The organism is Streptomyces misionensis (assembly GCF_007896895.1).
In the GTDB taxonomy this organism is placed as follows: Bacteria; Actinomycetota; Actinomycetes; order Streptomycetales; family Streptomycetaceae; genus Streptomyces; species Streptomyces misionensis_A.
Genome location: NZ_VOGW01000186.1, coordinates 3,295 through 25,740, shown reverse-complemented (window position 1 = coordinate 25,740; position 22,446 = coordinate 3,295). Strand labels below are relative to the sequence as shown.

23 protein-coding genes and 1 pseudogene are annotated in these 22,446 nt (G+C 72.1%); 9 read left to right on the top strand and 15 right to left on the bottom strand.

Going from position 1 to position 22,446, the window contains the following annotated elements:
• The 8 genes and pseudogenes from FRZ03_RS39870 to FRZ03_RS32570 form a co-directional block, all read right to left on the bottom strand.
• Positions 1-239, bottom strand: a pseudogene (locus tag FRZ03_RS39870) (hypothetical protein); the annotation flags it as partial.
• A gap of 10 nt (positions 240-249) precedes the next feature.
• Positions 250-1,602 carry a type VII secretion integral membrane protein EccD gene (eccD, locus tag FRZ03_RS32600; RefSeq protein ID WP_146468683.1) on the bottom strand — a complete coding sequence of 451 codons (1,353 nt, stop codon included), beginning with the start codon at positions 1,600-1,602 and terminating at the stop codon, positions 250-252.
• Positions 1,603-1,615: 13 nt separating this feature from the next.
• A complete protein-coding gene (locus FRZ03_RS40715) occupies positions 1,616-1,921 on the bottom strand; it encodes a hypothetical protein (protein ID WP_146468682.1) in 306 nt (101 codons plus the stop codon).
• 22 nt (positions 1,922-1,943) lie between these two features.
• Positions 1,944-2,591, bottom strand: a complete 648-nt coding sequence (locus FRZ03_RS32590; protein WP_186785746.1) for a hypothetical protein — start codon at positions 2,589-2,591, stop codon at positions 1,944-1,946.
• A gap of 9 nt (positions 2,592-2,600) precedes the next feature.
• Positions 2,601-5,039, bottom strand: a complete 2,439-nt coding sequence (locus FRZ03_RS32585; protein WP_146468681.1) for an ICP22 family protein — start codon at positions 5,037-5,039, stop codon at positions 2,601-2,603.
• Between the two features lie 2 nt (positions 5,040-5,041).
• Positions 5,042-5,440 carry a DUF6507 family protein gene (locus FRZ03_RS32580; protein WP_146468680.1) on the bottom strand — a complete coding sequence of 133 codons (399 nt, stop codon included), beginning with the start codon at positions 5,438-5,440 and terminating at the stop codon, positions 5,042-5,044.
• 60 nt (positions 5,441-5,500) lie between these two features.
• Positions 5,501-5,812: a pore-forming ESAT-6 family protein gene (locus FRZ03_RS32575; RefSeq protein WP_146468679.1), complete on the bottom strand. Its 312-nt coding sequence runs from the start codon at positions 5,810-5,812 to the stop codon at positions 5,501-5,503.
• Positions 5,813-5,867: 55 nt separating this feature from the next.
• Positions 5,868-6,200 carry a hypothetical protein gene (locus FRZ03_RS32570; RefSeq protein ID WP_146468678.1) on the bottom strand — a complete coding sequence of 111 codons (333 nt, stop codon included), beginning with the start codon at positions 6,198-6,200 and terminating at the stop codon, positions 5,868-5,870.
• Between the two features lie 320 nt (positions 6,201-6,520).
• Between FRZ03_RS32570 and FRZ03_RS32565 the strand changes: the two genes are divergently transcribed.
• The 3 genes from FRZ03_RS32565 (at position 6,521) to FRZ03_RS32555 (ending at position 9,828) form a co-directional block, all read left to right on the top strand.
• Complete coding sequence (locus tag FRZ03_RS32565; RefSeq protein WP_146468677.1) at positions 6,521-7,168, top strand: hypothetical protein; 648 nt, start codon at positions 6,521-6,523, stop codon at positions 7,166-7,168.
• 40 nt (positions 7,169-7,208) lie between these two features.
• Positions 7,209-8,411 (top strand): MAB_1171c family putative transporter, encoded by a 1,203-nt coding sequence (locus FRZ03_RS32560; RefSeq protein ID WP_146468676.1) that lies wholly within the window; start codon positions 7,209-7,211, stop codon positions 8,409-8,411.
• A 73-nt stretch (positions 8,412-8,484) separates the two neighbouring features.
• Complete coding sequence (locus tag FRZ03_RS32555; RefSeq protein WP_146468685.1) at positions 8,485-9,828, top strand: NAD(P)/FAD-dependent oxidoreductase; 1,344 nt, start codon at positions 8,485-8,487, stop codon at positions 9,826-9,828.
• Positions 9,829-9,902: 74 nt separating this feature from the next.
• Here FRZ03_RS32555 and FRZ03_RS32550 read toward each other — a convergent pair whose 3' ends face one another.
• Together FRZ03_RS32550 and FRZ03_RS32545 are read right to left on the bottom strand one after the other, a co-directional pair.
• Entirely contained in the window at positions 9,903-10,250 is a 348-nt protein-coding gene (locus tag FRZ03_RS32550; RefSeq protein ID WP_146468675.1) for a MazG-like family protein, read from the bottom strand.
• A 54-nt stretch (positions 10,251-10,304) separates the two neighbouring features.
• On the bottom strand, positions 10,305-10,868 hold the full coding sequence (locus FRZ03_RS32545; RefSeq protein WP_146468674.1) for a DoxX family membrane protein: 564 nt from the start codon (positions 10,866-10,868) through the stop codon (positions 10,305-10,307).
• Between the two features lie 130 nt (positions 10,869-10,998).
• On the opposite strand from FRZ03_RS32545, the gene FRZ03_RS32540 reads away from it, so the two are divergent.
• Together FRZ03_RS32540 and FRZ03_RS32535 are read left to right on the top strand one after the other, a co-directional pair.
• A complete protein-coding gene (locus tag FRZ03_RS32540) occupies positions 10,999-11,325 on the top strand; it encodes a nuclear transport factor 2-like protein (protein WP_146468673.1) in 327 nt (108 codons plus the stop codon).
• Positions 11,326-11,402: 77 nt separating this feature from the next.
• Positions 11,403-12,695: a D-alanyl-D-alanine carboxypeptidase family protein gene (locus tag FRZ03_RS32535; RefSeq protein WP_146468672.1), complete on the top strand. Its 1,293-nt coding sequence runs from the start codon at positions 11,403-11,405 to the stop codon at positions 12,693-12,695.
• Between the two features lie 170 nt (positions 12,696-12,865).
• On the opposite strand, the gene FRZ03_RS32530 is transcribed toward FRZ03_RS32535, so the two are convergent.
• Positions 12,866-13,624: an SDR family oxidoreductase gene (locus FRZ03_RS32530; protein ID WP_146468671.1), complete on the bottom strand. Its 759-nt coding sequence runs from the start codon at positions 13,622-13,624 to the stop codon at positions 12,866-12,868.
• Between the two features lie 168 nt (positions 13,625-13,792).
• On the opposite strand from FRZ03_RS32530, the gene FRZ03_RS32525 reads away from it, so the two are divergent.
• The 4 genes from FRZ03_RS32525 (at position 13,793) to FRZ03_RS32510 (ending at position 18,143) form a co-directional block, all read left to right on the top strand.
• The gene (locus tag FRZ03_RS32525) at positions 13,793-15,094 is read left to right on the top strand and encodes a multidrug effflux MFS transporter (protein WP_146468670.1); all 1,302 of its coding nucleotides are present in this window, start codon (positions 13,793-13,795) and stop codon (positions 15,092-15,094) included.
• The gene (locus tag FRZ03_RS32520) at positions 15,034-16,215 is read left to right on the top strand and encodes a serine hydrolase domain-containing protein (protein WP_186785745.1); all 1,182 of its coding nucleotides are present in this window, start codon (positions 15,034-15,036) and stop codon (positions 16,213-16,215) included. The genes FRZ03_RS32525 and FRZ03_RS32520 overlap by 61 nt, the downstream gene beginning before the upstream one ends.
• A 50-nt stretch (positions 16,216-16,265) precedes the next feature.
• The gene (locus FRZ03_RS32515) at positions 16,266-17,249 is read left to right on the top strand and encodes a small ribosomal subunit Rsm22 family protein (RefSeq protein WP_146468669.1); all 984 of its coding nucleotides are present in this window, start codon (positions 16,266-16,268) and stop codon (positions 17,247-17,249) included.
• 159 nt (positions 17,250-17,408) lie between these two features.
• Positions 17,409-18,143, top strand: coding sequence for a bifunctional DNA primase/polymerase (locus tag FRZ03_RS32510; RefSeq protein ID WP_146468668.1), 735 nt, complete (start codon positions 17,409-17,411; stop codon positions 18,141-18,143).
• Positions 18,144-18,148: 5 nt separating this feature from the next.
• On the opposite strand, the gene FRZ03_RS32505 is transcribed toward FRZ03_RS32510, so the two are convergent.
• The 4 genes from FRZ03_RS32505 to efeO are packed head-to-tail and all read right to left on the bottom strand — an operon-like array spanning position 18,149 to position 22,373.
• A complete protein-coding gene (locus FRZ03_RS32505) occupies positions 18,149-19,141 on the bottom strand; it encodes an SCO2278 family lipoprotein (protein ID WP_146468667.1) in 993 nt (330 codons plus the stop codon).
• On the bottom strand, positions 19,095-19,973 hold the full coding sequence (gene efeU, locus FRZ03_RS32500) for an iron uptake transporter permease EfeU (RefSeq protein WP_146468666.1): 879 nt from the start codon (positions 19,971-19,973) through the stop codon (positions 19,095-19,097). Before efeU ends, FRZ03_RS32505 begins: the two co-directional genes overlap by 47 nt.
• Positions 19,974-19,976: 3 nt before the next feature.
• Positions 19,977-21,224: an iron uptake transporter deferrochelatase/peroxidase subunit gene (gene efeB / locus FRZ03_RS32495; RefSeq protein ID WP_146468665.1), complete on the bottom strand. Its 1,248-nt coding sequence runs from the start codon at positions 21,222-21,224 to the stop codon at positions 19,977-19,979.
• A gap of 12 nt (positions 21,225-21,236) precedes the next feature.
• The gene (gene efeO / locus FRZ03_RS32490) at positions 21,237-22,373 is read right to left on the bottom strand and encodes an iron uptake system protein EfeO (RefSeq protein ID WP_146468664.1); all 1,137 of its coding nucleotides are present in this window, start codon (positions 22,371-22,373) and stop codon (positions 21,237-21,239) included.
• Between the last annotated feature and the right edge of the window lie 73 nt (positions 22,374-22,446).

The window sequence follows — 22,446 nt, the reverse complement described above, 5'->3', positions numbered from 1 at the left end:
GGCGTCGGCTCGGGCACCGTGGACTGCGGATCATCGGCCGGGGCGTGCGTGGGCGACTGCGCACCGCCCGGCTCCGGGCACGAGAGGGTGCCCGTACCGGCCCGTCCCGGACGGGGGCGATCCTCGTCCGGGCGGCGCACAGGCAAGGACGGCCGGGAGTCCTTGGACGAATCCTGACTGGCCGTATCCGCGTTCAGCTCACGCAGTACGTCGTCCTGCCAACGGCCGGAAGTCGTCATCACCGCCACCTCACGAGAAGGTGCCGAGCAGCCGCGCATAGACGCCGAACACCCCGAGCACCAGTGGGAACAGAGCGATCACACCCGCCGACTCCAGCACGTCACCGGCCTTGCGCAGCCGTACGCGCACATGCTCGGCCGGCCGTACCGCCAGCACACCCAAGGAAACCACGGCCAGCACGCCGAGCACCGCGAGTGGCCCTGCGGCACCAAAGCGCTCCAGCCACAACCAGAGCAGTCGCAGGGCCACTGCCATGGACGCCGCAAGCAGTGCGACGACCTCTCCGACCAGGGGGTAGGCACGCGCCCGCAGCGCCAGGACGAACACGACGGCGGTGGCGAGCAGCACCGTCCACACGGTCACCGTGCGCACCGCCAGCACACCGGCGACCGCACCGGAGGCGGCCATGACGACCGTCGCCAGCGCCAGCCCCCGATGTGTGGCCGCGAGCGCGGTCGCCACTTGATAACGACTGACCGACGTTCCCGCTGAGCGCCGGTCGTCCAATCCGGACAGCCCCGACGCCATCAGCGCCAGCCGGGGCAACACTCCGAGCGCCGCAACGGTTCCCACGGCGAGCAGCGCCCCGGCACGTGCCACCCCGTCGGCGGACTGGAACGCCAGCGCGGCCTCCCAGCACACCCCGGCCCCGGCCAGAGCCCCGGCGCCGACCAGCGCGCCCCGCCCGGCCGGCGAGAACCAGCCGAGCAGCGACAACGCCACCACCACGACCGCGAGCACCATGGCCCACCGCGTGGCCTCTGACCACCCGTGAGTATCGGCAACGGTCCACGCACCCTGCACACCCGGAGCGGCACTTACGATGATCAAGGCAGCGGCAAGCCCCTTCGTTCCGCTCCGGCTCAGCAGGACACCGGCGAAAGCGGCCACCGCCGCGGTGACGAGGAGCGCGGCTCCAGCGGTCTCCCCTGCGAATCCCGCCCGCGCCATGAGACCGGCGGCCGAGACCCAGACCACCCCCGCGCCCGCGGCCACGATCCGCCGCGCCCTCGCGTCCCATCGCCAGGCCCGCACATCCAGATCGCCGGCCGCCTCATCGCTCACGTCGTGCACCACCGGAGCGGACGGTGCGTCTTCGACACGTACCAGCCGCAGCACGGCGCCATCGGGTACTTCCGCCGACTCCAGCGTGGCATCCGGCTCCAGCGCACTCCCGTCGGCCGTCACCAGGTGCCGCGCCTGAGGTTGCTCGCCCACCCGGTCGTCGAGAAGCCGCATCACTTCGGGCAGCAGCACACCGACCGGCTCCCGGGACGGGAGTACGAGATCCACCCGTCGCCGCTCCCCGATTAACGTGACTCGGCTCAGTGCCGTACGGCTCGCAGTCCCCCGGGAAATCACGATTCCGAACCTATCACCGGGCCGAATCCGCAGGCCGTGGTGACATGGTGGCCGGTTCGGAGGCCGGCGCTGAAGGCGTCGGCACAGGCACGGAGGTTCCGTACGGCGCCTTCCCCATGACCCGGTGCGACACAAAAGACCACCCCACACACCCGGCACACATCACAGCGGCGATCACCACCCCCGCGAATACCTTCCCGAGCCGCTCATCCACAGTGCGCCGCTGCCGCTGCGCCCCGAACAACAGGGCGTCACGGAGGCGTCGGCGTCGGACGGCCACGGACTCGAGGAGTTGGCTGTCGTAATCCTGGGCTGACATGACCTGGTTCTCCTTCGGAACCTCACAGCCGGTCGGTCAAGTCAGGCCCCATACCGTTCTCATCCACGTCCGGCTCGGCGAGCCCGTCAACCGTGGCTGTTCCGAAATACGTCGGCTCGCCGGGCTCTGGTGGCATGCGGAGCAGGGAGGTGAGCTCCTTCAGTGCGCCCGCGAGCCGAGGGGCGTTGTGCTGGTGGATCTGGGGATGCGCGTGGCCTGCGAAGTCGTACTGACCCCAAATGTCGTGATGCACGGACAGCTCGGCCGAGAGGCCGGTGGGAGCCGTGGAAAGGGACAAGTCGATCAGGCGGTACTCGGTACGGGGCCGCCCTCCCTCATCGATCCAGGTACCGCTGCCGAGTACATCGACATCGGCGATTTCGGCAGTCGGGTAGGCGGTGGGGCGGCTGCCTCGGACCCGCTCCGGGAGAGCTGGGTCACCCAGTGGAGTCCTTGCGAGCCCGAGAGTGCTGGTGATCCCAGTCGTACCAGAGCCCAGCACGTACCAGTCGTACGTGATCTGAACGGGCTTGAGGAGTTCGAACTGAGCCAGGACATCGCAGATTCCTGCCGCGACCGAAAGAGCCGACTCCAGCCCTGGCGGGGCGAAGTCGTAGAGATCCCAGAACCAGGAACCGCGTTCCTTCGGAGAGCGCATCAATCTCGACATGGTGTTTCCTTACGGGAACGTAGGTGAGCCCGGCGGGATGGTCAGTGAACCATCGGTGAAACGGAGCAGGAACGACCCTCCCATTCTCTCCGCCTGGAACTCTGCCTCTCGGAACATGCGTGGTGTCAGGTCTGCCATCGGCTGATGGACATCCAGGATTGCCACGCGGTGATCGATTCCCGGGGGTTTCAGTTGCTTCGCGGCCTTGACGGCGGCGCTCTTGATGCCCTGAATGTTGGTGACGTCTTTGAGCTGGTATCCGTAATCGACGGAGCCGTCGGCATGCCGCGTGTAGGCGTCGAGATCGAACGTCTCCGTGTCGAGTTCCACCCCGACACGTCCGACGCCGCGCTCCTGCAGATCGGTGACGACCCTCATGGCCATGTGCACAGCCGGCACCATGCCCTTCGGATCGGCCTTGGTCGGTCCCTGCTTGCACATGTCCAGCAGCTTCCGGTATCCCTCGACGTCGCGAAGGTGTCCTCGCGAGATCATCTCGGCGACGCCGGCCCCGTACGGGTCCTTGCCCAGAGCGCGAAGAACCTTCTGCTGATCGGGTACGGGCAACTTGGCGCGCGACAGTTCCTCGAGAACACCGGCCTCCTGTTCCGGCTTCATCCCTCCTGTGTGGGCGTGGGCGAGGTCCTGGGTGTTCCGCGTGTACTTTGCGGGGTCGATGTCGGGCGGCCCGTCCGGAGTTCCAGCGTGTGGGTGGCCTTGGCCTGATGTGTCCGGAGCGGCGTCTCCCGGGGCATCGCCATGCCCCGCGTCCGCAGGGTGTCCGCCGGGCGATTCATGAGGAGGGGAACCCGCGGGTGGTTCGGCGGGCGAGCCGGGTCCGTCATGCCCCGTTCCGGCCTCATGGCCGCCTGAGTGGTGGACAGGGTCCGGAACATCACGCGGAGTTTCGTAGCGGCCCGTCCGGCTGCCGACGCCAGGAGTGTCGCCGACGGCATGTCCGGACGCGCCGCCGACACCACTGTCTTCGGGAAGACGAGACGCCGTACCGCCTACGCCGCGTTCCGCCGGAACCGGAAAACCGTCCCCGCCGTGCGCTCCGGCGAACTCGGGGATGCGAGAACCGGCTGCGGAGGAGTGCGCTACGGGGTCATGGGCGGCTCGGGCGCCGGCCGATCCCTCCGTCTTGGCTTGGGAGACGTGCTGCCGAAGGCTTCCGTCCGCGTTGAGGACGTGGCCCTCATCCGTGAGATAGACGACCTTGCCGGTGGTCTTGTCGACATAGGGGACGGCGGTGGCCGGGATCTTGGGGGAGCGGAGGGCGTCGGCCTGTTTGAGGAGGTCGGTGGTGGCGCCCGCGCGGAGGTTCTTGAGCGCGGTGAAGGAGCCGCCCACCTTGACGAAGGTGAACTTGCCCGCCTTTCCGACGTACGTCATGGGGTCGATGACCCGGCCGATCTTTCCGGCGACCGACGCGGTGCGGACCGCCGCGCCAGCCTTGCCGGTGCCCGAGGCCGCGGCGCCGATCCCGTCGGTGCCCACGATGGTCAGCACATTGAAGCCGAGGGCGCCCGCTGCCCTGCCCGGATTGGTCTTCCACTGGTCCCAGGCGACGAGACCCTTGCCGGTCTGGTTGAGGACGTGGCGGGACTCACGCAGCCAGGACGGGAGATCCTTGTCGGACACCCACGCCCAGGTGCCCAGGGTTCCGATGGTCATGACGATGCCGGTACCGAGTTTGGCCAGGTTCTCCCACGCCTGGCCGGCGGCGTCCCAGCCGTCCCAGCCCACCAGGGTGCCCAGGCCGTGGACGGTACCCATCACACCGTCCTGCCAGACGCCGTCCCATACCTGTTTGCCCTGGTGGACGAGCCATCTCCAGCCCTCGTACTCCCGCTCCGCCGGTGCGCCCCAGGGTGTCTGCGTCGCTTGGTCGAGATCGGCGGCGTCGAAACCGTACATGTTCTTGCCGTGGGTTCCGTCGTCAGCGGTCAGCGGGGTGCCGCCGATGAGGGCCATGATTTTGTTGTAGGCCCTGCGCTCGGCAGCCTGAAAGGCGGCCACCGTGTGGTTGACGTCGTGCCACAGGTCGTTGTTGTGGTCGACTTTGTGGGAGTCCTTGCGCCAGTCGTCGTCCCCGGACACCGAGTTCACGAAGGCGGTCGCTTCCGCCTTCAGCGAGTCCAGTTTCCTCGCCAGGGGCTCGACTTCGATTCCGTAGTCCGAGAGGACGCCGGCGACCTTCTCCAGCCCCTCGGCGAAGGCGTCCGATTTCTGCTGCACCGGGAGTGTGGTGCTGAACAACTGCTCCGCCTCGGGCGCGGAGTAGAAGGCGGACAGATGCTGGAACGTCGTGTGCACATCGGAGCCGGACGCACGGAACTGGTCCGCATTCGCCGTCAGCAGCATCACGTCGGTGTCCAGAGTGTCCAGGTCACCGATGAAGTGCGGGATGCCGGACGGATCGATCAGCTTCGCTTCGTCGCCCACCGCTACCGACCCTTCACGTGCCGGCCCGTCCCGTGCGCGCCGGGCATGTCCACCTTCGGTTCCTTGGCCGCCTCCCGCTGGGCATTCGCAGCCTGTTCGAGGGAGCCGGCCATGTAATGGCGGGTCGCCTCGTCCGCGCCGTGCAGAGACTTCGAGGTGCGCTTGGCGATGTACACGAGATCCCGGCTCCAGTGCTGGGCGAACTGGCCGAGTGCCGAGCCGACCAGTCCGGCTGTGTTGCTGTACGGGCCGTACTGGCTGGTCAGCGTACCCGCCGAGTTGGCGGCGTCTTCGAGGTTGTCCTGCATCGCGCTGCCTGCGTCCGACATGTTCTTCGCGGCCGCGCCGCACTCGCTCAGTACTTTGGCGACACCGGCCGGGTGAATGTCCCACCCTGTCACGGCAATCCCTTCGTCTCCGTTCGTGCCGGATGCCCGTCCGGCATGGCACGTCCTGTCGAGTCAGCCGATGTTGTCGACGGCGGCCCTGGCCTTGGCGAGCGTGTCCTGAGCGGTTCCGTCGTTCTGCTCCAGCGTGTTGCGGACCAGCCCGATGATCTCGCGCACCTCTCCGGCGGCCGCGTGCCAGCGGACCTCCTTGCCGTGGTACTCGTCCGAGACTCCATCGGCCTGGAAGTCGGACATCGCCGCCTTCACCGCCCGGTCGCGGTCGTTCAGCACGCGTTCCAGCTGGCCGATGACGGCGGACAGACTGGTCTGCACATCGGCGGAGGCGCCGGTGTCGTACGAGCGGCGGTCCTGGTTCTGAGCCATGATCGATCCCCCTTGAAAGCGGTGGCGGCAGCGCTGAGGTCTTCTTCGCGAGCGGCTATCGTGCGCCGAAGCGGGCCGCGTCGAAGTTGGCCATGCCCATGTTCTGGTGCGCGTTGTCCCCGAGTTCCGCGTCCCCGCCGCCGAACGCGGTGTCCATACCGGACTGGCCGCCCAGGATGGCGCCCAGCGAGCTGTTCAGATCAGCGGTGATCTCGTCGGCACGAGCCTTGAACATGTCGAATGCCGCCTTGCCCGCCCCGTTGAACTTCCCTTCCAACGGCTCGGCCGCTTGAATCAGCAATCTGATCAACGTGCCCAGGTCGTCGCTTGAACCGACCGTGCTCTTGCCGAGCTGCGACAGGGTCGTCGACCCCATGTCGAACTTCATACATCCACCCCGTGAGCGTGTGGTGTGCTGGGGATGCCCAATCGGCATGATTTCGCCGTGAGATGCCCAGAACGCGCCGTGCGCGGACCATCTTCCCGGATCGGCGTCGCACACACAACGCGATAGGACGCCACAGCGATCACCCCTGGCCACAAACCACCGTTGAGCCCCCGCACCCCCTCCGGTAGGGTGCCCTGCGCACGTCAAGCTGAAGTCGTTGCGCATCCTGGGAGTACGCCGGTGGAGTCCGTCCCGTCTCTTCCGACGGCGCTGCGGAGTCAGGGCGGGGGAGGGTTCCTCCGCCGTTGCCGAGGAGTGCGGTGAGCGCCGGGGGAAGGGCGATGCGCAGGCTCGGTTCGCGGCTGCTCGCCGCGCTCGACGTGCCCGACAGCGACGACACCCTCCTGCCCGCCGTGGGCGAGGCCGTCACGCGGGTGCGGGGGCGGCCCGTGCGGCTGCACGCCGTGGCGTTCCCGCCCGAGCTCGCCAGCGGGCTGTGGATCGACCGCGCCGGCCAGGACGTGATCGCGTACGAGCGGAACACCGACCTCGACCACCAGTTGGTCATCATCGGGCACGAGGTCTGGCACATGTTCGAAGGGCACTGCGGCTCCCTCACGGCGCACGGCCCGGCCGCCTCCCGCGCGCTCGGCGAAGGGATGCCGGACGCCCTGCGCGAGCTGGTCGCGGGCATCTGTGACGACGGCTCGGCCGGGACGCCGGGGGAGGAGCGGATGGATCTCGGGCTCCACGTCGCCCTGCGAGCCGACGCCCAGGCCGACGACCCGGCCGGCGACCCCGCCGGCGACCCGGCCGTCGTCCGGCAGGAGGAGGAAGCCGAGTTCTTCGGGTACCGGTTCGCCACCTCAGTGCGCGAGGCGCTGGCCGAGGCGCGGTCGCTCGCCGACCCCGAGCGCCTGGAGGGCCGTATCCAGGTGTCCCTGGTCCACCGCATCCGCGGCTCCTGATCCCGGACACGACCGAGTTGCCCGAGGAGCCCCCGCCGCCGTGAGCCACGGACCCGACAACACCGTCTTCTACCTCTGCGGCGCGCTGCTGCTCCTGATCTGTCTGCTGAAGGTCCCCGCGCTGCTGCGCCACCGCCGCGACCTGCTGCTCGGCTCCGTGGTCCTGCTGCTCTTCGACGGCGCGCTGGTCTTCTTCTTCGCCGCGCCGGACTCGATCGCCGAGCTCAACCGGGTGACCGGGGTGCCCAACTTCGCGGCCCCCTTGGCCTATTCGGCGCTGGCCGTCTTCGGCGGCGCCAGCCTGCTGCTGATCGTCAACTGGCGTCCGGCGCCCGCCGAACGGACCCGGCGCGCCTCGCGGGTGTGCGTCCTCGTCTACGGCCTGGTCGTCGTCGCCATCAACGCGCTGTTCTGGGCCGGGCACGCCCCGGTGGAGCAACTCACCCTGTTCGACGGGTACTACGCGAGCACCCCGTTCATCCGGGAGATGATCCTGACCTACCTGGTGGCCCAGGGGGTGGGCACCATGGCCACCAGTGTCCTGTGCTGGCGCTGGTCCAAGCAGGTCCACGGCTCGCTGCGGGCCGGACTGCGCATCCTGGCGCCCGGCTATCTGCTCCACGTGTGCTACGACGTCGTCAAACTCGTCGCGATCGGCGGCCGTTGGGCCGGGCACCGGTGGGACTTCCTCATCGACCAGGTCGCCCCGCAGACCGCCGCCCCCTCCGCCGTCTTCGTGGTGTGCGGCTTCGGCGTGCCCCTCGCCGGTCCGCCGCTCGCCCAATCGGTGCGCTCACTGCGGCAGTTGCGGCAGCTGACACCGCTGTGGGAGGAGCTGAGGGACGTGCCCACGCCCGGCGCGATCCGCACCTCCCTGCCCTGGTGGTCCTCCCCGGCGGTACGGCTCACCCGCCGCCGGACCAGCATCTACGACGCCCTCCTCGCGCTGGCCCCGCACTACGACCCCGCCGTGCGCGAACGGGCGCTGCGCACCGCCCTCGACCGGGGCGACGACGCGGGCACCGCCGAGGCCACGGCGGAGGCGGCCATGGTCGTCGCGGCCCGGACCCGGCGCGCCCGGGCGGGCACCGCAGGCACCGCCGGCGCCGGGCGGGCCGCGGACGCGCCGCCCCGGCAGCCGCGTGATCTGATCCCCTTGTCCCGGGCCCTGTCCTCGCCCGTCCTGTCCGCCCTCCGCGAGCGCCCCCGCGCCGCCCAGGCAGAAAGCAGCCACCGTGACTGAGCCCCGTCCGCAGCCCACCCGCGCCGTCGCGCGGCCCACCCGCGCCGTCGTCGTCGGAGGCAGTCTCGCCGGCATGCTCGCCGCGGCCGCCGTCAAGGACAGCGTCGACGCCGTCGAGATCATCGAGGCGCACGAGCTGCCCGCCGGTCCCGAGCCCCGCACCGGTGTGCCGCAGGCCGCGCACGTCCACCCCCTGCTGTCCGGCGGCGCGGACGCCATCGAGGCCCTGCTGCCCGGCACCATCGGGCGGCTGGTGGCGGCGGGCGCCAACCGGGTGCCCATGACGACGAACATGGTCTACCTCTCGGCCGAGGGCTGGTACCGGCGCTGGCGCAGGGACACCCGGTACCTGATCGCCGCCGGCCGTGACCTGACCGACCACGTCGTGCGCCGGCAGGTGCTCGACGACCCCCGGGTGCGCGTGCGCGCCCACTGCCGGGCCGTCGGGCTGCTCGGCGGGCCCGGCCGCGTCACCGGCGTGCGGCTGCGCGCCGCCGACGGCACGGAGACCGAGCTGGCCGCGGACCTCGTCGTCGACGCCTCGGGCCGCGCCACCCGCACCCCGCGCTGGCTGGCCGGACTCGGTGTCACCGGGCTCGCCGAGGACCGCATCGAGTCCGGACTGGCGTACGCCAGCAGGATCTACCGCGCCCCGGTCGCCACCGACGGCTGGCCGGTGGTCAACATACTGGCCGACCCGCGGCGCCCGGGCGGCGCGGGAAGCATCGTGCCCATCGAGGGCGACCGCTGGCACGTGAGCCTGTACGGCCCGCCCGGCTGCCGGCCCACCGCCGATCCCGACGCGTTCGAGACGTACGCGCGCGGCCTGCGCCACCCCCTCGTCGCCGAGCTGCTGGCCCGCGCCGAACCGCTCACCGGCGTCACCGTCACCCGCACCACGACCAACCGGCGCCACTACTACGAGCGTCTGAGGAATTGGCCCGAGGGGCTGGTCGCGCTGGGCGACTCGGTGGCCGCGTTCAACCCGATCTACGGGCAGGGCATGTCGGTGGCGGCCCAAGGCGCGCTGGCGCTGCGTGAGTTGGCGGCCGGCGGCCTCACGGACGGGCTCGCCCGGCGGGCCCAGCGGGCCATCGCCCGGCCCGTCGACGTCGCCTGGTCCCTCGCCGTCGGACAGGACCTGCACCACCCCACCACGCAGGGCAGGCGGCCGAACCTCGGCGACCGGCTGCTGCACCGGTACGTGAGCCGGCTGTCGTACACCGCGATCGGCAGCTTCCGGGTCGCCACGGCCCTCACCGAGGTGCTCACCCTCAAGGCTCCGCCGACCGTCCTGGTCCGCCCGGACGTGCTGCTCGCGGCGGCCCTCGGGCCCCGGCGGCCGCCGACGGACGGGCCGACGTTCACGCCCGACGAGCGCCGCCGGCTCGAGGGCGCGGGCGTGCCGCTGACCTGACGGTCCTACGGCGACTGACCTGACGGCCTTACGGCGACTGATCTGACGGCCCTACGGCGACTGACCTGACGGCCCTACGACGACGGCTTCAGCGGCCGGTCCCGCACGCCCGCCAGATGCCGTGCGAACACCTCACGGGCCTCCGGGGTGAGGGTGCGCAGCGCCACCAGGGCGGTGATGGCCACGTCGCACAGCTCCGCCTGGACGTCGTCCCAGGTGTGGGAGAGGCCCTTGCGGGGGTTCTGCCCGGTGGCCCCGATCACCGCCTCCGCGACCTCGCCGACCTCCTCCGACAGCTTGAGGATGCGCAGCAGCAGGCCCTCCTGGCCAAAGTGGACCCGGCCGGCCTCCAGACGGGTGAAGAGTTCGTCGACGGTGGGCCAGAGCGGCGCGGGGGCGGAATCGGGAAGCTGGTCGGTCATCCCCGCAGGGTGCCATGTCCCGGCGGCGCGCCGCCTCCCCCCGGCGCCCGCCGGTCAGTCCTCCTTGACGCTCTCCTCCTCGAACAGCGCCGCCTGTTCCCCCGCCTGCTTCGCCCGCACCCGCCTGGTGCGGGCCCCCACCACCAGGGCCGTGCCCGCCGCCGTGGCCGCGAGCGCGGCGGGGACCATCCAGCCGCGGTCGAGGACGTGGCCGAGGGCGTGGTCGAGGGAGAGGCGGCCCGGTCCGGTGACGGCGAGGCCGGCGGCGGCCAGGCCCAGGGTGGCCGCGTGCTCGTAGCCGCCCTCCTGGGCGAAGAAGCCGTTGGGCGCGTGCACCGCCGCCGCGCCGGCCATCGCGCCCGCGGCCGCCGCGCCCGCCCCCGGGGTGGCCAGACCGAGGGCGAGCAGCACGCCGCCGCCCGCCTCCGCGAGGCCCGCGGCCGTGGCGCTGGCCTTGCCGGGTGAGTAGCCGACGGACTCCATGAACTGGCCGGTGCCCTCCAGCCCGTGTCCGCCGAACCAGCCGAACAGCTTCTGCGCGCCGTGCGCCGCCAGTACCCCGCCCGTCCCCAGCCGGAGCAGCAGCAGGCCCAGATCACGTCGGTCGTAACAGGTCACGGTGACTCCCCAACGGGATGTGAAGTACAAGGCCCTCCCCGTGTTACCACCGTCACGGCCGTCACACCATCGGACCCCCCCGCGGGCCGCCCCGGTGGCGGGGGCGTGGCGGCGGTGTGAGCCTGGCGCCATGACCATTCAGCCGGCCAGACTCAGCGATCCGGCCGTCCGGGCCTTCGTCAGCGCCGTCAACGCCCATGATCGCGACGGCTTCCTGGCCCTGCTCGCGCCGGACGCGACCATGTCCGACGACGGTTCCGACCGCGATCTCGGTGACTGGATCGACCGGGAGATCTTCTCGTCCAACGGCCATCTCGACGTCGACAGCGAGGGCCGGGACGGCCGCTCGCTGGTGGCCCGCTACCGCAATGACGCGTGGGGCGAGATGCGCACCCGGTGGAGCTTCACCGTGGACGAGGAGGGGCGGATCTCACGCTTCGAGACCGGCCAGGCGTGAGGCTGCTCACGTCACGTGACTCACGTTATCCGGTCAGATTTTCATAACGTGGCAAATTCCCTGACGGTCACCGCCCGATGGTGCGGAATCCGCTGCTCGGCGCGGTGTACCGTCCCGGGGTGCGCGAATCATCCCGGCTCAGCCGGCGTGCCGTCCTCGGGCTGACGGCCGCCGCCCTGCCCCTGTCCGCGGCCGCCCCGGCCTTCGCCGAACCCACCGCCGTCGGCGGCGCCCGGCTGGCCCGGCGCGGAGTCCAGCTGAACGGCGCCGCCAGGCTCCCCGAGCTCATGGCCCGCGCATGGATCGTCGCCGACGGCACGACGGGCGAGGTGCTCGCCTCCTGCAACGCCCATCAGCGCCTCGCGCCCGCGTCCACGCTGAAGATGCTGTTCGCGGACACCGTGCTGAAGAAGTTCGACCGGACCGAGAGGTACACCGTCAAGGACTCCGACATCTCGGACGTCCCGGCGGGTTCCAGCCTCGTCGGCATCAAGGCCGGCATCACCTACACCGTCGAGCAGCTGTGGCAGGGCGTGTTCCTGCGCTCCGGCAACGACGCCGTGCACGTCCTGTCGCACATGAACGGCGGCATCGCGAAGACCGTCGCCGAGATGCAGGCCAGGGCGCGGGATCTCCAGGCCCTGGACACCCAGGTGGTCAGCCCCGACGGCTTCGACCACCCGGGCCAGCTGTCCTCGGCGTACGACCTCACGCTCTTCGCCCGGCACGGGCTGCGCGACCCCGACTTCCGGCGCTACTGCGGCACCCGCGTCGCGGACTTCCCGGCGGGCGGCAAGAAGACCTTCCAGATCCAGAACACCGACCGCCTGCTGACCGGCGCGTGGGGGCTGAAGACGTACGACGGCCTGATCGGCGTGAAGAACGGTTACACCAGCCACGCCGGCAACACCTTCACCGGCGCCGCCACCCGCGGCGGGCGCACCCTGCTGGTCACGGTCATGCACCCGGTCACCGGCAGCAACGCCGTCTACGAGCAGACCGCCGCCCTGCTCGACTGGGGCTTCACGCACGGCGCTTCGGTCCAGCCGGTGGGCACCCTGGTCGAGCCGCTCAGCGAGGGCGGCGCGCCGGCGACCCCGGCGCCCGCGCACGCCGGCGGGCAGGCGGCGGCCGGGGCGTCGGGCGCGCCGGCCAAGGGCCCCTCCACCGGGCGCCTGGTGGAGGGCGCGGCGGGCACGGCGGCACTGCTGGCCGCGGCGGGCGGCTTCCTGGTACGGCGCCGCCGGCGGGCCCTCGCGGCCCGCGGGGCGAGCGCGGCGACCGGTAGGCCGCAGGTGCCGCACCAGGCGGACGCGGGCCCCGAGGAGCCCCCGGCCCCGACGGAGCCGTCCGGCCGGCACCGGCGCTGAGCCGGACGGCGGCCGTTGCGCCTCGGATGCGCAACGGCCGCCGTCTCCCCCCTCGATGCGGCTCCGGAACCCACGTGCTCCAACTGTGGAGCTTTCGTGGAGAAGAGTGGAACACGGAGGCTCAAGCAGCCGCAATACCGCGGACGTCGGAATTCCGGTCGGCCGGACCGTCAGCCGCGCCCGATGTACGGCATCCCCGTCGCCAGCACCGTGGCGAACTGCACGTTCGCCTCCAGCGGCAGCTCCGCCATGTGCCGTACGGTGCGCGCCACATCGGCCACGTCCATCATCGGCTCGGGCGCCGTCTCCCCGTTCGCCTGGAGCACGCCGGACCGCATCCGCTCCGTCATGTCGGTGGCGGCGTTGCCGATGTCGATCTGCCCGACCGCGATCCGGTACGGACGCCCGTCCAGGGAGAGGGACTTGGTGAGGCCGGTCAGCGCGTGCTTGGTCGCGGTGTAGGCGACCGAGTGGGGGCGGGGCGTGTGCGCCGAGACCGAGCCGTTGTTGATGATCCGGCCGCCGCGCGGGTCCTGCTCCTTCATCGTCCGGTACGCCGCCTGCGCGCACAGGAACGCCCCGTTGAGGTTGGTGTCCACCACGTGCCGCCAGGCGTCGTAGGGCAGGTCCTCGACCGGGACCCCGCCCGGTCCGAACGTGCCCGCGTTGTTGAACAGCAGGTCCACCCGGCCGAACCGGTCCACGGCCGCCGCGAACAGCGCCGCCACGTCCTCGGGCCGACAGACGTCGGTGGCCACGGCGAGCGAGGGCGCCCCGGCCGCGAGCGCCGCCGTCTCCCGGAGCGTCTCGGCCCGCCGGCCCGCCAGCGCCACCGACCAGCCGGTGCGCAGCAGTTCGAGGGCGACGGCCCGGCCGATCCCGGAACCGGCGCCGGTCACCACCGCGATCTTCGATTGCGTATCGGTCATGCCACCGCAGGGTAGGCGCGATGTCCGTCATACGGAATCATCTGTCCGCCATACGGTTGCGAGTGCTCCCTGTGCGCCCCTCCGTGCCCCTGTCGCTCACGCGTTCCCCGATGGATCGTTCGAGCTGGGAACATGGTGACCGCAACGACAGACCTGGGAGGGGACTTCATGCCCGAGCACGCGGCGGCACCGACACCGCAGACGGAGGACACCGCCGTACCACCCGCGACCCCCGCCGCCCGCCGCACCGGCCTCCTCGTGACCTTCGTCCTCGGCGGCCTCACCGCGACACCCCCGCTCGCCATGGACATGTACCTGCCGTCGCTGCCGGAGGTCACCCGGTCCCTGCACGCGCCCGCCGCCACCGTCCAGCTCACCCTCACCGCCTGCCTGCTGGGCATGGCCCTCGGCCAGCTGGTCGTCGGCCCGATGAGCGACCGCTGGGGCCGCCGCCGGCCGCTGCTGGCCGGCCTCGCCGTCAACGTGGTCGCCACCGCGCTGTGCGCCGTCGCCCCCAACGTCGAGACGCTGGTCGCCTTCCGGCTGGCGCAGGGCCTCGCGGGCGCGGCCGGCATCGTCATCGCGCGGGCCGTCGTCCGCGACCTCTACGACGGCGTCGCCATGGCCCGCTTCTTCTCCACCCTGATGCTGATCTCCGGCGTCGCGCCGGTCGTGGCCCCGCTGATCGGCGGACAGATCCTGCGGGTGACCGACTGGCGCGGGGTCTTCCTGGTGCTCACCGTGGTCGGGGTGCTGCTCGGCGCGCTGGTCTGGCTGCGGCTGCCCGAGACCCTGCCGCCGGGCGACCGGCACGGCGGGGGAGCGGCCCACGCGCTGCGCTCGATGCGGGCGCTCCTCGCCGACCTGCCCTTCACCGGCTACATGCTGGCCGGCGGCTTCGCCTTCGCCGCGCTGTTCGCCTACGTGTCGGCCTCGCCGTTCGTGATCCAGGAGATCTACGGCGCCTCCCCGCAGACCTTCAGCCTGCTGTTCGGCCTCAACTCGGTCGGTCTCGTGATCGCCGGGCAGATCAACGGCAAGGTGCTGATCGGCCGGGTCAGCCTGGACAAGGTGCTGGCCACCGGGCTCGCCGTGATCGTGCTCGCCGCCACCGCGCTGCTGCTGCTGGCCGGCGGCGTCTTCGGCGAGGCGCATCTCGTGCCCGTGGCCGCGGCGCTGTTCGTCCTGATGTCCGCCATGGGCATCACCCTGCCCAACGCCCAGTCCCTCGCCCTGCTGCGCACCAGGCACGCCGCCGGGTCCGCCTCCGCGCTGCTCGGCACCTCCTCCTTCCTCGTCGGCGCGGTCGCCTCACCGCTCGTCGGGATCGCCGGGGAACGCACCGCCGTCCCGATGGCCGTCGTCCAACTGGCGGGCGCACTGGTCGCCGGGGCCTGCTTCATGGGAATGTGCCGTCCCTGGAAGACGCGGGAGCACACCCGTGCGGGGTCGGAAGGAGACGAGAACTGAGCGCCCCGAAACTGCGTGCCGGCACGCCGGAGCGGGCCGGGCTCGACCCCGCCGCGCTCGGCCGGCTGGTCGGCGAGGTGCACGCCCTCACCGACGGGCCGCGCCCCTGGGCGCCCGGCGCGGTCGTGCTGGCCGGACGCGGGCCCGTGATCGCCGTCGCGGAGGCCGCGGGCTGGGCCGTACGGTATTCCGCCTGCGACCCCGAGACCGGCACCGGCGTCGAACTGCCGCCCGCCGACCGGGTCCCGGCCACCGTCCGCACCCCCTTCGACCTGGCCTCGCTGACCAAGCTGTTCACCTCGGTCGCCGCCGTGCAGCAGATCGAGCGCGGCACCCTGGGGATGGACGCCCAGCTCGGCCACTACCTGCCCGAGTTCCGCGGCGCCGCCGAACACGGCATCACCGTGCGGCAGTTGCTCACCCACACCTCCGGACTGCGGCCCGAACTCCCGCTGTACGACTGCCCGGACCGCGCCGCCCGGCTGGCGCTGCTGCGCGCCGAGGCGCCGACGAGCGCCCGGGGCAGCTACCGGTACTCGGACCTGAACATGCTGCTGCTCCAGTTCGTTCTGGAGCGCGTCACCGGACGTCCTCTCGACGCCCTCGTGCACCAGGGCATCACCCGGCCGCTCGGCATGACCGCCACCCGGTTCGGGCCCTGCCCGGGGGCCGCGGCCACCGAGGACCAGTGGCGGCCGTGGGCCAAGGCCGACCGCGGCATGCTGCGGGGCGTCGTGCACGACGAGAACGCCTGGGCGCTCGGCGGGGTCGCCGGCCACGCCGGGCTGTTCTCCACCGCGGGCGACCTCGCCGTCTTCTGCCGCACCCTGCTCGCGGGCGGCTCCTACGGCACCGCCCGCATCCTCGGCCCCGACTTCGTGGACCTCCTGCTCTCCCCGCCCGGGCTCGGCTTCGCCGTGGACCAGCCCTGGTTCATGGGCGAGCTGGCGGGCCCGGGCGCGGCGGGCCACACCGGGTTCACCGGCACCTCCCTGGTCGTCGACCGCGCGACGGACACCTTCCTGGTGCTGCTGGCCAACGCGGTGCATCCGCGCAGGCGGCCGGCGGACAGCCTGCCGCGGGCGCGGATGGGGACGTGGCTGGCGCGGGCCGTGGTGTGAGCGGGGCACGGCCGGAGGGGCGCGCGCGGCGGGCGCCATAGAATCACCGGGTGAACGACCCCGTACAACCGGCCGAAGCCCTGCGCAGGAGTCTCGCCGAACTGCTCGACGGGCTGCCGCCCACCCAGGCCGCCGGCGCCGTCGAACGGCTGATCGCCGCCTATCGCGGCGACACCCCGACGCACGCGCCGATCCTGCGCGACCGCGCCGACGTCGCCGCCTACGCCGCCTACCGGATGCCGGCCACCTTCGAGGCGGTGCGCTCGGCGCTCGCGGCGTTCGCGGACGCGGTGCCCGGCTGGGTGCCCGGCAGCCATGTGGACGTCGGCGGCGGCACCGGGGCGGCCACCTGGGCGGTCACCGACACCTGGGCCGGGGAGCGGCCGGTGACCGTGCTCGACTGGGCCGAGCCCGCGCTCGCCCTCGGCCGGGAGCTGGCCGCCGCCAATCCGGCCCTCCGGAGCGCCCGCTGGCAGCGCGCCCGCATCGGCACGGCGCTCGAACTGGAGCCGGTGGACCTCCTCACGGTGTCGTACGTGCTCAACGAGCTGGCCGAGCCCGACCGCGCGGCGCTCGTGGACGCCGCCGCGGAAGCCGCGCGGTCCGTCGTGATCGTGGAGGCCGGGACGCCCGCCGGGTACGCGCGGGTCATCGAGGCCCGCGACCGGCTGATCCGGGCCGGGTTCCGGGTCGCCGCGCCCTGCCCGCACAGCGCCGCCTGCCCGATCGTGCCCGGCAGCGACTGGTGCCACTTCGCCGCGCGGGTCGGCCGTTCCTCCCTGCACCGCCGGGTCAAGGGCGGCTCGCTGGCGTACGAGGACGAGAAGTTCTCCTACGTCGCCGCGACCCGGCTGCCGGCCGAGCCCGCCCCCGCCCGGGTGGTACGGCGGCCCCAGATCCGCAAGGGCCAGGTGCTGCTGGACCTCTGCGAGCGGGACGAGGCCCTGCGCCGCACCACGGTCACCAAGCGGCACGGCGACCTGTACCGGGCGGCGCGGGACACGGACTGGGGCGCGGACTGGCCCCCGCGGTGATCCTCCGGGCCCGGTGGTGTGCGCCGGCGCGTCCGGGCGCCCCGCGGTGTGAGGTACGTCTCGCCGAAATCCCTCCCGTATCCGCCTGCCGCCCCCCGAAGCGCACGGAGGTGGGACCATGAGGCATGCTGTCCGCACACCAGCGAGGCGAGGGGATAGATGAGCGGGACGTTCGGCGGCCGGAGCGGCCGGCAGGGCAGACTCTCCCAGTGGCTGCGTGGACGTCGCCCGAAGGAAGCCGCCGACGACGGCGGCCGTGAGGCCCTGCTGCTCGCCGCCGCCGGTGCGGGACTGCCGCTCGCGCCCGCCGCGCACCCCGCCCCCGGCTACGGGTGCTCCTGCGACCGTGTGGGCTGTCCCACCCCGGCCCGGCACCCGGTGTCGTTCGCCTGGCAGACCCAGTCCACGACCGACCGCGCCCAGATCGAGCGGTGGGCCCGGCACCAGCCGGAGGCGAACTTCATCACCGCGACCGGCATGGTCCACGACGTCCTGGACGTGCCCCTCGAAGCCGGCCGGGAGGCGCTGGAGCGGCTGCTCGCGGAGGGCGTCGAGGTCGGGCCGGTGGCCGAGAGCGACGACGGCCGGATGCTGTTCTTCACCCTCACCCGGGGCACCCCCGAGGACGAGGACGAGTGGTGGCCCTGCGAGCTGGACTGCCACCCCGAGACGATGGCCGAGCACCCGGGGCTGCGCTGGCACTGCCGGGGCTCCTACGTCCTCGTCCCCCCGGCCCGCCTCCCCGGTGACGACCAGGGGGTCCGCTGGGTACGCGGCCCCGAGCACCCGCTCCCCGAGCCGCTGACCCTGCTGGAAGCCCTCACCGACGCCTGCGCCCGCCACGCCGGCGACGGTTCCCCGCACATGGACCCGGCCTGGCCGCTGCGCCACTGAGCCGGCTACTCGCCCTTCGCGGCCGTGAGCCCCTGCACCTGTCCCAGCATCGAGATCTTCCCCTTGCCCGCCGGGTCGAGGGCCACCTCGTTGGCTATGGACTCCAGGGTCAGCGACTGGTGGATGTCGCCGGTGGTCAGGGCCTGGACCGCCTTGCTCGGGGCGGGGACGGACGTGCCCGCGGCCGCCGTCTGCTTCTCGTAGTGGTGGGTGGTGAAGAAGACCAGCGCGCCGCCGTCGGCCGTGCGCAGGGCGAGCGGCGCGTAGTCGCCGCGGGTCAGGGGCTGGTCGATGTACTGGCGCACCAGGCCCGGCTTGCGCGCCATGCTCGCGCGGTAGGTGCGCAGCGCGCTCGTGCGCGGCCCGTCGGCGAAGTCCTCGCCGCCCTTCTTGAGGTAGGAGACGTAGGCGTGGCTCAGCTCGGCCGGCGCGGCGGCCAGTCCCGCCGAGTCCGCCGGGACCGCCTGCGCCCAGCCGTCCTCGTCCTTCTCGAACTCGGGTACGTCGCGCGGCGCGACCAGCGTCAGATACGCCACCCGCCAGCGCTCGCCCAGGTCCCCCCGGGTGAACACCAGCAGCCAGCGGTAGTCGCCGCCCTTGTTGCCGCGGGCGTCCGCCACGAACCAGCGGGGCCAGCCGGCCTTCTTCGGGATGGTGATCTTCACGTCCGTCAGCTTCAGCGGGACGTGACTCGCGTTCCCCGAGGGGCTGTTGACGTGCCCCGCCGTCAGCCGGGCACCGTCGATGTCGGCGAGCGGGCCGGTGACGTAGGGCGCGTCGAGGGAGCGGTCGTACGCCTTGTCGGCCTTGTTGTACGCGTCGGTGAAGGCGGCCAGCGCCTTCGTCGCCTCGGCCCGGGTGGCGCCGGGCAGCACCTCGCGCTCCCCGTGCACCACCACGCACCCGTTCGCCGTGAGGGACAGCGCGGCCAGTGTGGCCGCCATCAGTGCGTCACGGCCGCGCCGCCGAAGCCGTCGAGGACTGCGTTCCCTGGTCATCGGGTTCCTTCACCTTCCCCTTCCCGGAGGCGAACCCTACCGGGGCGAGGAACAGCGTGAGCACCGGGACCAAGTACAGCGCCCACACCGTGACCTGAACGACCGTCGGGTCCGGCTGGAAGTTGAACACGCCCTTGAGCAGCGTGCCGTACCAGCTGTCCGGCGGGATGGTGCCGCTGATGTCGAAGGCCAGCCGCGTGATGCCGGGAATCCAGTCGGCCTCCTGGAGGTCGTGGACGCCGTACGCCAGCACGCCCGCGGCGACCACGACCAGCATGCCGCCGGTCCAGGTGAAGAACTTCGCCAGGTTGATCCGCAGCGCGCCCCGGTAGAACAGCCAGCCCAGCAGGACGGCCGTGGCGATGCCGAGGGCGACGCCGATCAGCGGGCGCGGGGTGCCGTCGCCGGCCGCGTGCACCGAGGCCCACACGAACAGCGCCGTCTCCAGGCCTTCCCGGCCGACCGCGAGGAACGCCGTGGCGACCAGCGCGCCGGTGCCCATGGCGAGCGCCGCGTCCAGCTTGCCGTGCAGTTCCGTCTTCAGGTGCCGGGCGGTGCGCCGCATCCAGAACACCATCCAGGTCACCAGGCCCACGGCGATGATCGACAGGGAGCCGCCCAGCGCCTCCTGCGCCTGGAACGTCAGCTCCTGCGAGCCGAATTCGAGCGCGCAGCCGAAGCCCATGGCCAGGGCGATCGCGATGCCGATGCCGGTCCAGACCGGCCGCAGCGCGTCCCGGCGCCCGGTCTTGACCAGGTACGCGATCAGGATGCAGACGACGAGGGACGCCTCCAGCCCCTCACGCAGGCCGATCAGGTAGTTGGAGAACACGGGCTACGCCTCCTTCGAAAACAGTGAACGGCCCCACCAGTCGGCGGCGTCCCGGACCCCGGGCGGGATCGCGAAGACCGCCGAACCCACGTGCTGGATGTACTCGTTCAGGGCGTCGTGCGCCGCCAGCCTGCGCTGCAACGGGATGAACCCCTCGCGCACGTCGCGCTGGTAGGCCAGGAAGAACAGGCCCGCGTCGAGGCGGCCGAGGCCGTCGGTGCCGTCGGTGAAGGAGTAACCGCGGCGCAGGATGGTGATCCCGCCGTTGGCGTCCGGGTGCGCGAGGCGCACGTGCGCGGTGGGCTTCATCGCCTTCAGGAACGGCTCGTCGTGCTCGCCCGCCTTGCCGACCGGCGCGCCCTCGCGCTTGTCCCGCCCGAACACGTCCTCCTGCTCCTGGAGCGAGGCACGGTCCCAGGTCTCGATGTTCATCCGGATGCGCCGGGCGACCAGGTACGACCCGCCGGTCATCCAGTCCGGGCCGTCCCCCTCGCCGACCCACACGAACTTCTTCAGCCGGTCGGTCTCGGTGCCCGCGATGTTGCGGGTGCCGTCCTTGAAGCCGAACAGGTTGCGCGGGGTCTGCGCGTCCGGGGTCGTGGAGGAGGTCTTGCCGAAGCCGAGCTGGGACCAGCGCACGGCGACCTTGCCGAAGCCGATGCGGGCCAGGTTGCGGATCGCGTGCACGGCGACCTGCGGGTCGTCCGCGCAGGCCTGGACGCACAGGTCGCCGCCGGTGCGGGCCTTGTCCAGGTTGTCCCCGGGGAAGTGGGGCAGGTCGGCGAGGGCGGCGGGCCGCTGCTCGCGCAGCCCGAACCGGTCGAAGAGGGACGGTCCGAAGCCGATGGTCAGGGTCAGCCGGGACGGGCTGAGGCCCAGTGCCTCGCCGGTGTCGTCCGGCGGGGCCTCGGCGAGCCCGCCGTAGGCGCCCTCGCCGACCGCCTTGCCCGCGGTCATCCGCCGGGCCGCGGCCGTCCAGTCCTTCAGCAGCCGGACGAACTCCGCGCGGTCGTCGGTCTTCACGTCGAACGCGGCGAAGTGCAGCCGGTCCTGCACGGGGGTGGCGATACCGGCCTGGTGGGCGCCGTGGAACTCCACCGCGCCGTCCGGACCGGCCGCCTCCGCGGTGCCGGAGCCGGCGTTGGTCAGCGCCACCGCGCCCCCGGCCGCCACGGCGCCGAGCGCGATCCCGGCCCCGCCCCAGCCGATCAGCGCCCGGCGCGAGGGCCTGGTCTCCTGAGCCTCGGTCATCGACTCCCGCTCCTACTTCACGACCGCGGCGGCGAGCTTGGACAGCGGCTCGGCGAGCGCGTTCACCGCGTCCGACAGCTCCTTGCGCTGCTCGCCGGTGACCTTGTCGTAGGAGACGAACTCGTACGACGTCTTGTCCGCGCGGTACTTGTCCAGCACGCCGTCGAGCGCGGCGAACTGCTTGTCCAGTTCCTTGACGAGCGCCGGGTCGTTCTTCGCGGCGACCGGCTTGAGCAGCTCGTACGCCTTCTGCGCGCCCTCCACGTTGCCCTTGAAGTCGACCAGGTCGGTGTGCGAGTAGCGGTCCTCCTCGCCGGTGACCTTGCCGGTGGCGACCTCGTCCAGCAGCTCCTTGGCGCCGTTGGCCATGGAGGTCGGGGTGATGTCGGCGGTGCCGACCCGCTTCTGCCAGTCGGTCAGGTCGGTCACCAGCTGTCCGGCGAGGGTCTTCTCCGCGGCGCCGATCTTCCTGTCGGCCCACAGGGCCTTCTCCAGCCGGTGCCAGCCGGTCCACTTCTGGCCCTTCTCCAGGCCGTCGGCGCGGGTGTCCGTCTTGGGGTCGATGTCACCGAAGGACTCGGCGACCGGCTCGGTGCGCTCCCAGCCGAGACGGGAGGGGGCGTAGGCCTTCTTCGCGGCGTCGAGGTCGCCGGCCTTGATCGCGTCGGCGAACTTCCGGGCGAGCGGCACGGTGGCGTCGGCCTGGTCCTGCGCGTACTGCCGGTACTCGGCGACCGCCTTGTCCAGCGCGGGGTCGCGCCGGGTGGTGGCGGCGCCGCCGGTGACGGTGAGCGGCTGCCGGACGCCGTGGCCCTTCATGCCGGGGCGGCAGGCGATCTCGTACGAGCCCGCCTTCACCTCGGCGGTCAGCGTGTACTTGGTGCCCGGGCCGATGTTCTCCTTCTCGGAGACGATCCGGTCGTCCGGGAACAGGATCTCGACCTCGGTCGCCTTCGAGCCCTTGTTCTCTATCTTCAGCGTGACCTGGCCCGCGGGGACCGACGTGGCGGAGGTGTCACAGGTGGAGTCCGCGGCGGTGACCTGGATGGCGTCGCCGTCCTCGGCCTCGCTCTTGGCGGTGCAGGCCGACAGGGCGGTCAGTGCGGCCGCGGTGGCGGCGGCGACGACGGTCAGACGGACGGCACGCATGCGGGCTCCCTGCGATCCAGTTTGGTGAGGCTGCCCTAACTTACCTGAGCCTTACCATCCTCATACCCTCCGG

Coding starts and splice junctions, on each gene's coding strand:
- FRZ03_RS40715 (WP_146468682.1), bottom strand. CDS start 1,921: ATGTCAGCCCAGGATTACGACAGCCAACTCCTCGAGTCCGTGGCCGTC.
- FRZ03_RS32590 (WP_186785746.1), bottom strand. CDS start 2,591: ATGTCGAGATTGATGCGCTCTCCGAAGGAACGCGGTTCCTGGTTCTGG.
- FRZ03_RS32575 (WP_146468679.1), bottom strand. CDS start 5,812: ATGGCTCAGAACCAGGACCGCCGCTCGTACGACACCGGCGCCTCCGCC.
- FRZ03_RS32570 (WP_146468678.1), bottom strand. CDS start 6,200: ATGAAGTTCGACATGGGGTCGACGACCCTGTCGCAGCTCGGCAAGAGC.
- FRZ03_RS32555 (WP_146468685.1), top strand. CDS start 8,485: ATGCTCGCCGCGGCCGCCGTCAAGGACAGCGTCGACGCCGTCGAGATC.
- FRZ03_RS32550 (WP_146468675.1), bottom strand. CDS start 10,250: ATGACCGACCAGCTTCCCGATTCCGCCCCCGCGCCGCTCTGGCCCACC.
- FRZ03_RS32540 (WP_146468673.1), top strand. CDS start 10,999: ATGACCATTCAGCCGGCCAGACTCAGCGATCCGGCCGTCCGGGCCTTC.
- FRZ03_RS32535 (WP_146468672.1), top strand. CDS start 11,403: ATGGTGCGGAATCCGCTGCTCGGCGCGGTGTACCGTCCCGGGGTGCGC.
- FRZ03_RS32530 (WP_146468671.1), bottom strand. CDS start 13,624: ATGACCGATACGCAATCGAAGATCGCGGTGGTGACCGGCGCCGGTTCC.
- FRZ03_RS32525 (WP_146468670.1), top strand. CDS start 13,793: ATGCCCGAGCACGCGGCGGCACCGACACCGCAGACGGAGGACACCGCC.
- FRZ03_RS32510 (WP_146468668.1), top strand. CDS start 17,409: ATGAGCGGGACGTTCGGCGGCCGGAGCGGCCGGCAGGGCAGACTCTCC.
- FRZ03_RS32505 (WP_146468667.1), bottom strand. CDS start 19,141: ATGACCAGGGAACGCAGTCCTCGACGGCTTCGGCGGCGCGGCCGTGAC.
- efeB (WP_146468665.1), bottom strand. CDS start 21,224: ATGACCGAGGCTCAGGAGACCAGGCCCTCGCGCCGGGCGCTGATCGGC.
- efeO (WP_146468664.1), bottom strand. CDS start 22,373: ATGCGTGCCGTCCGTCTGACCGTCGTCGCCGCCGCCACCGCGGCCGCA.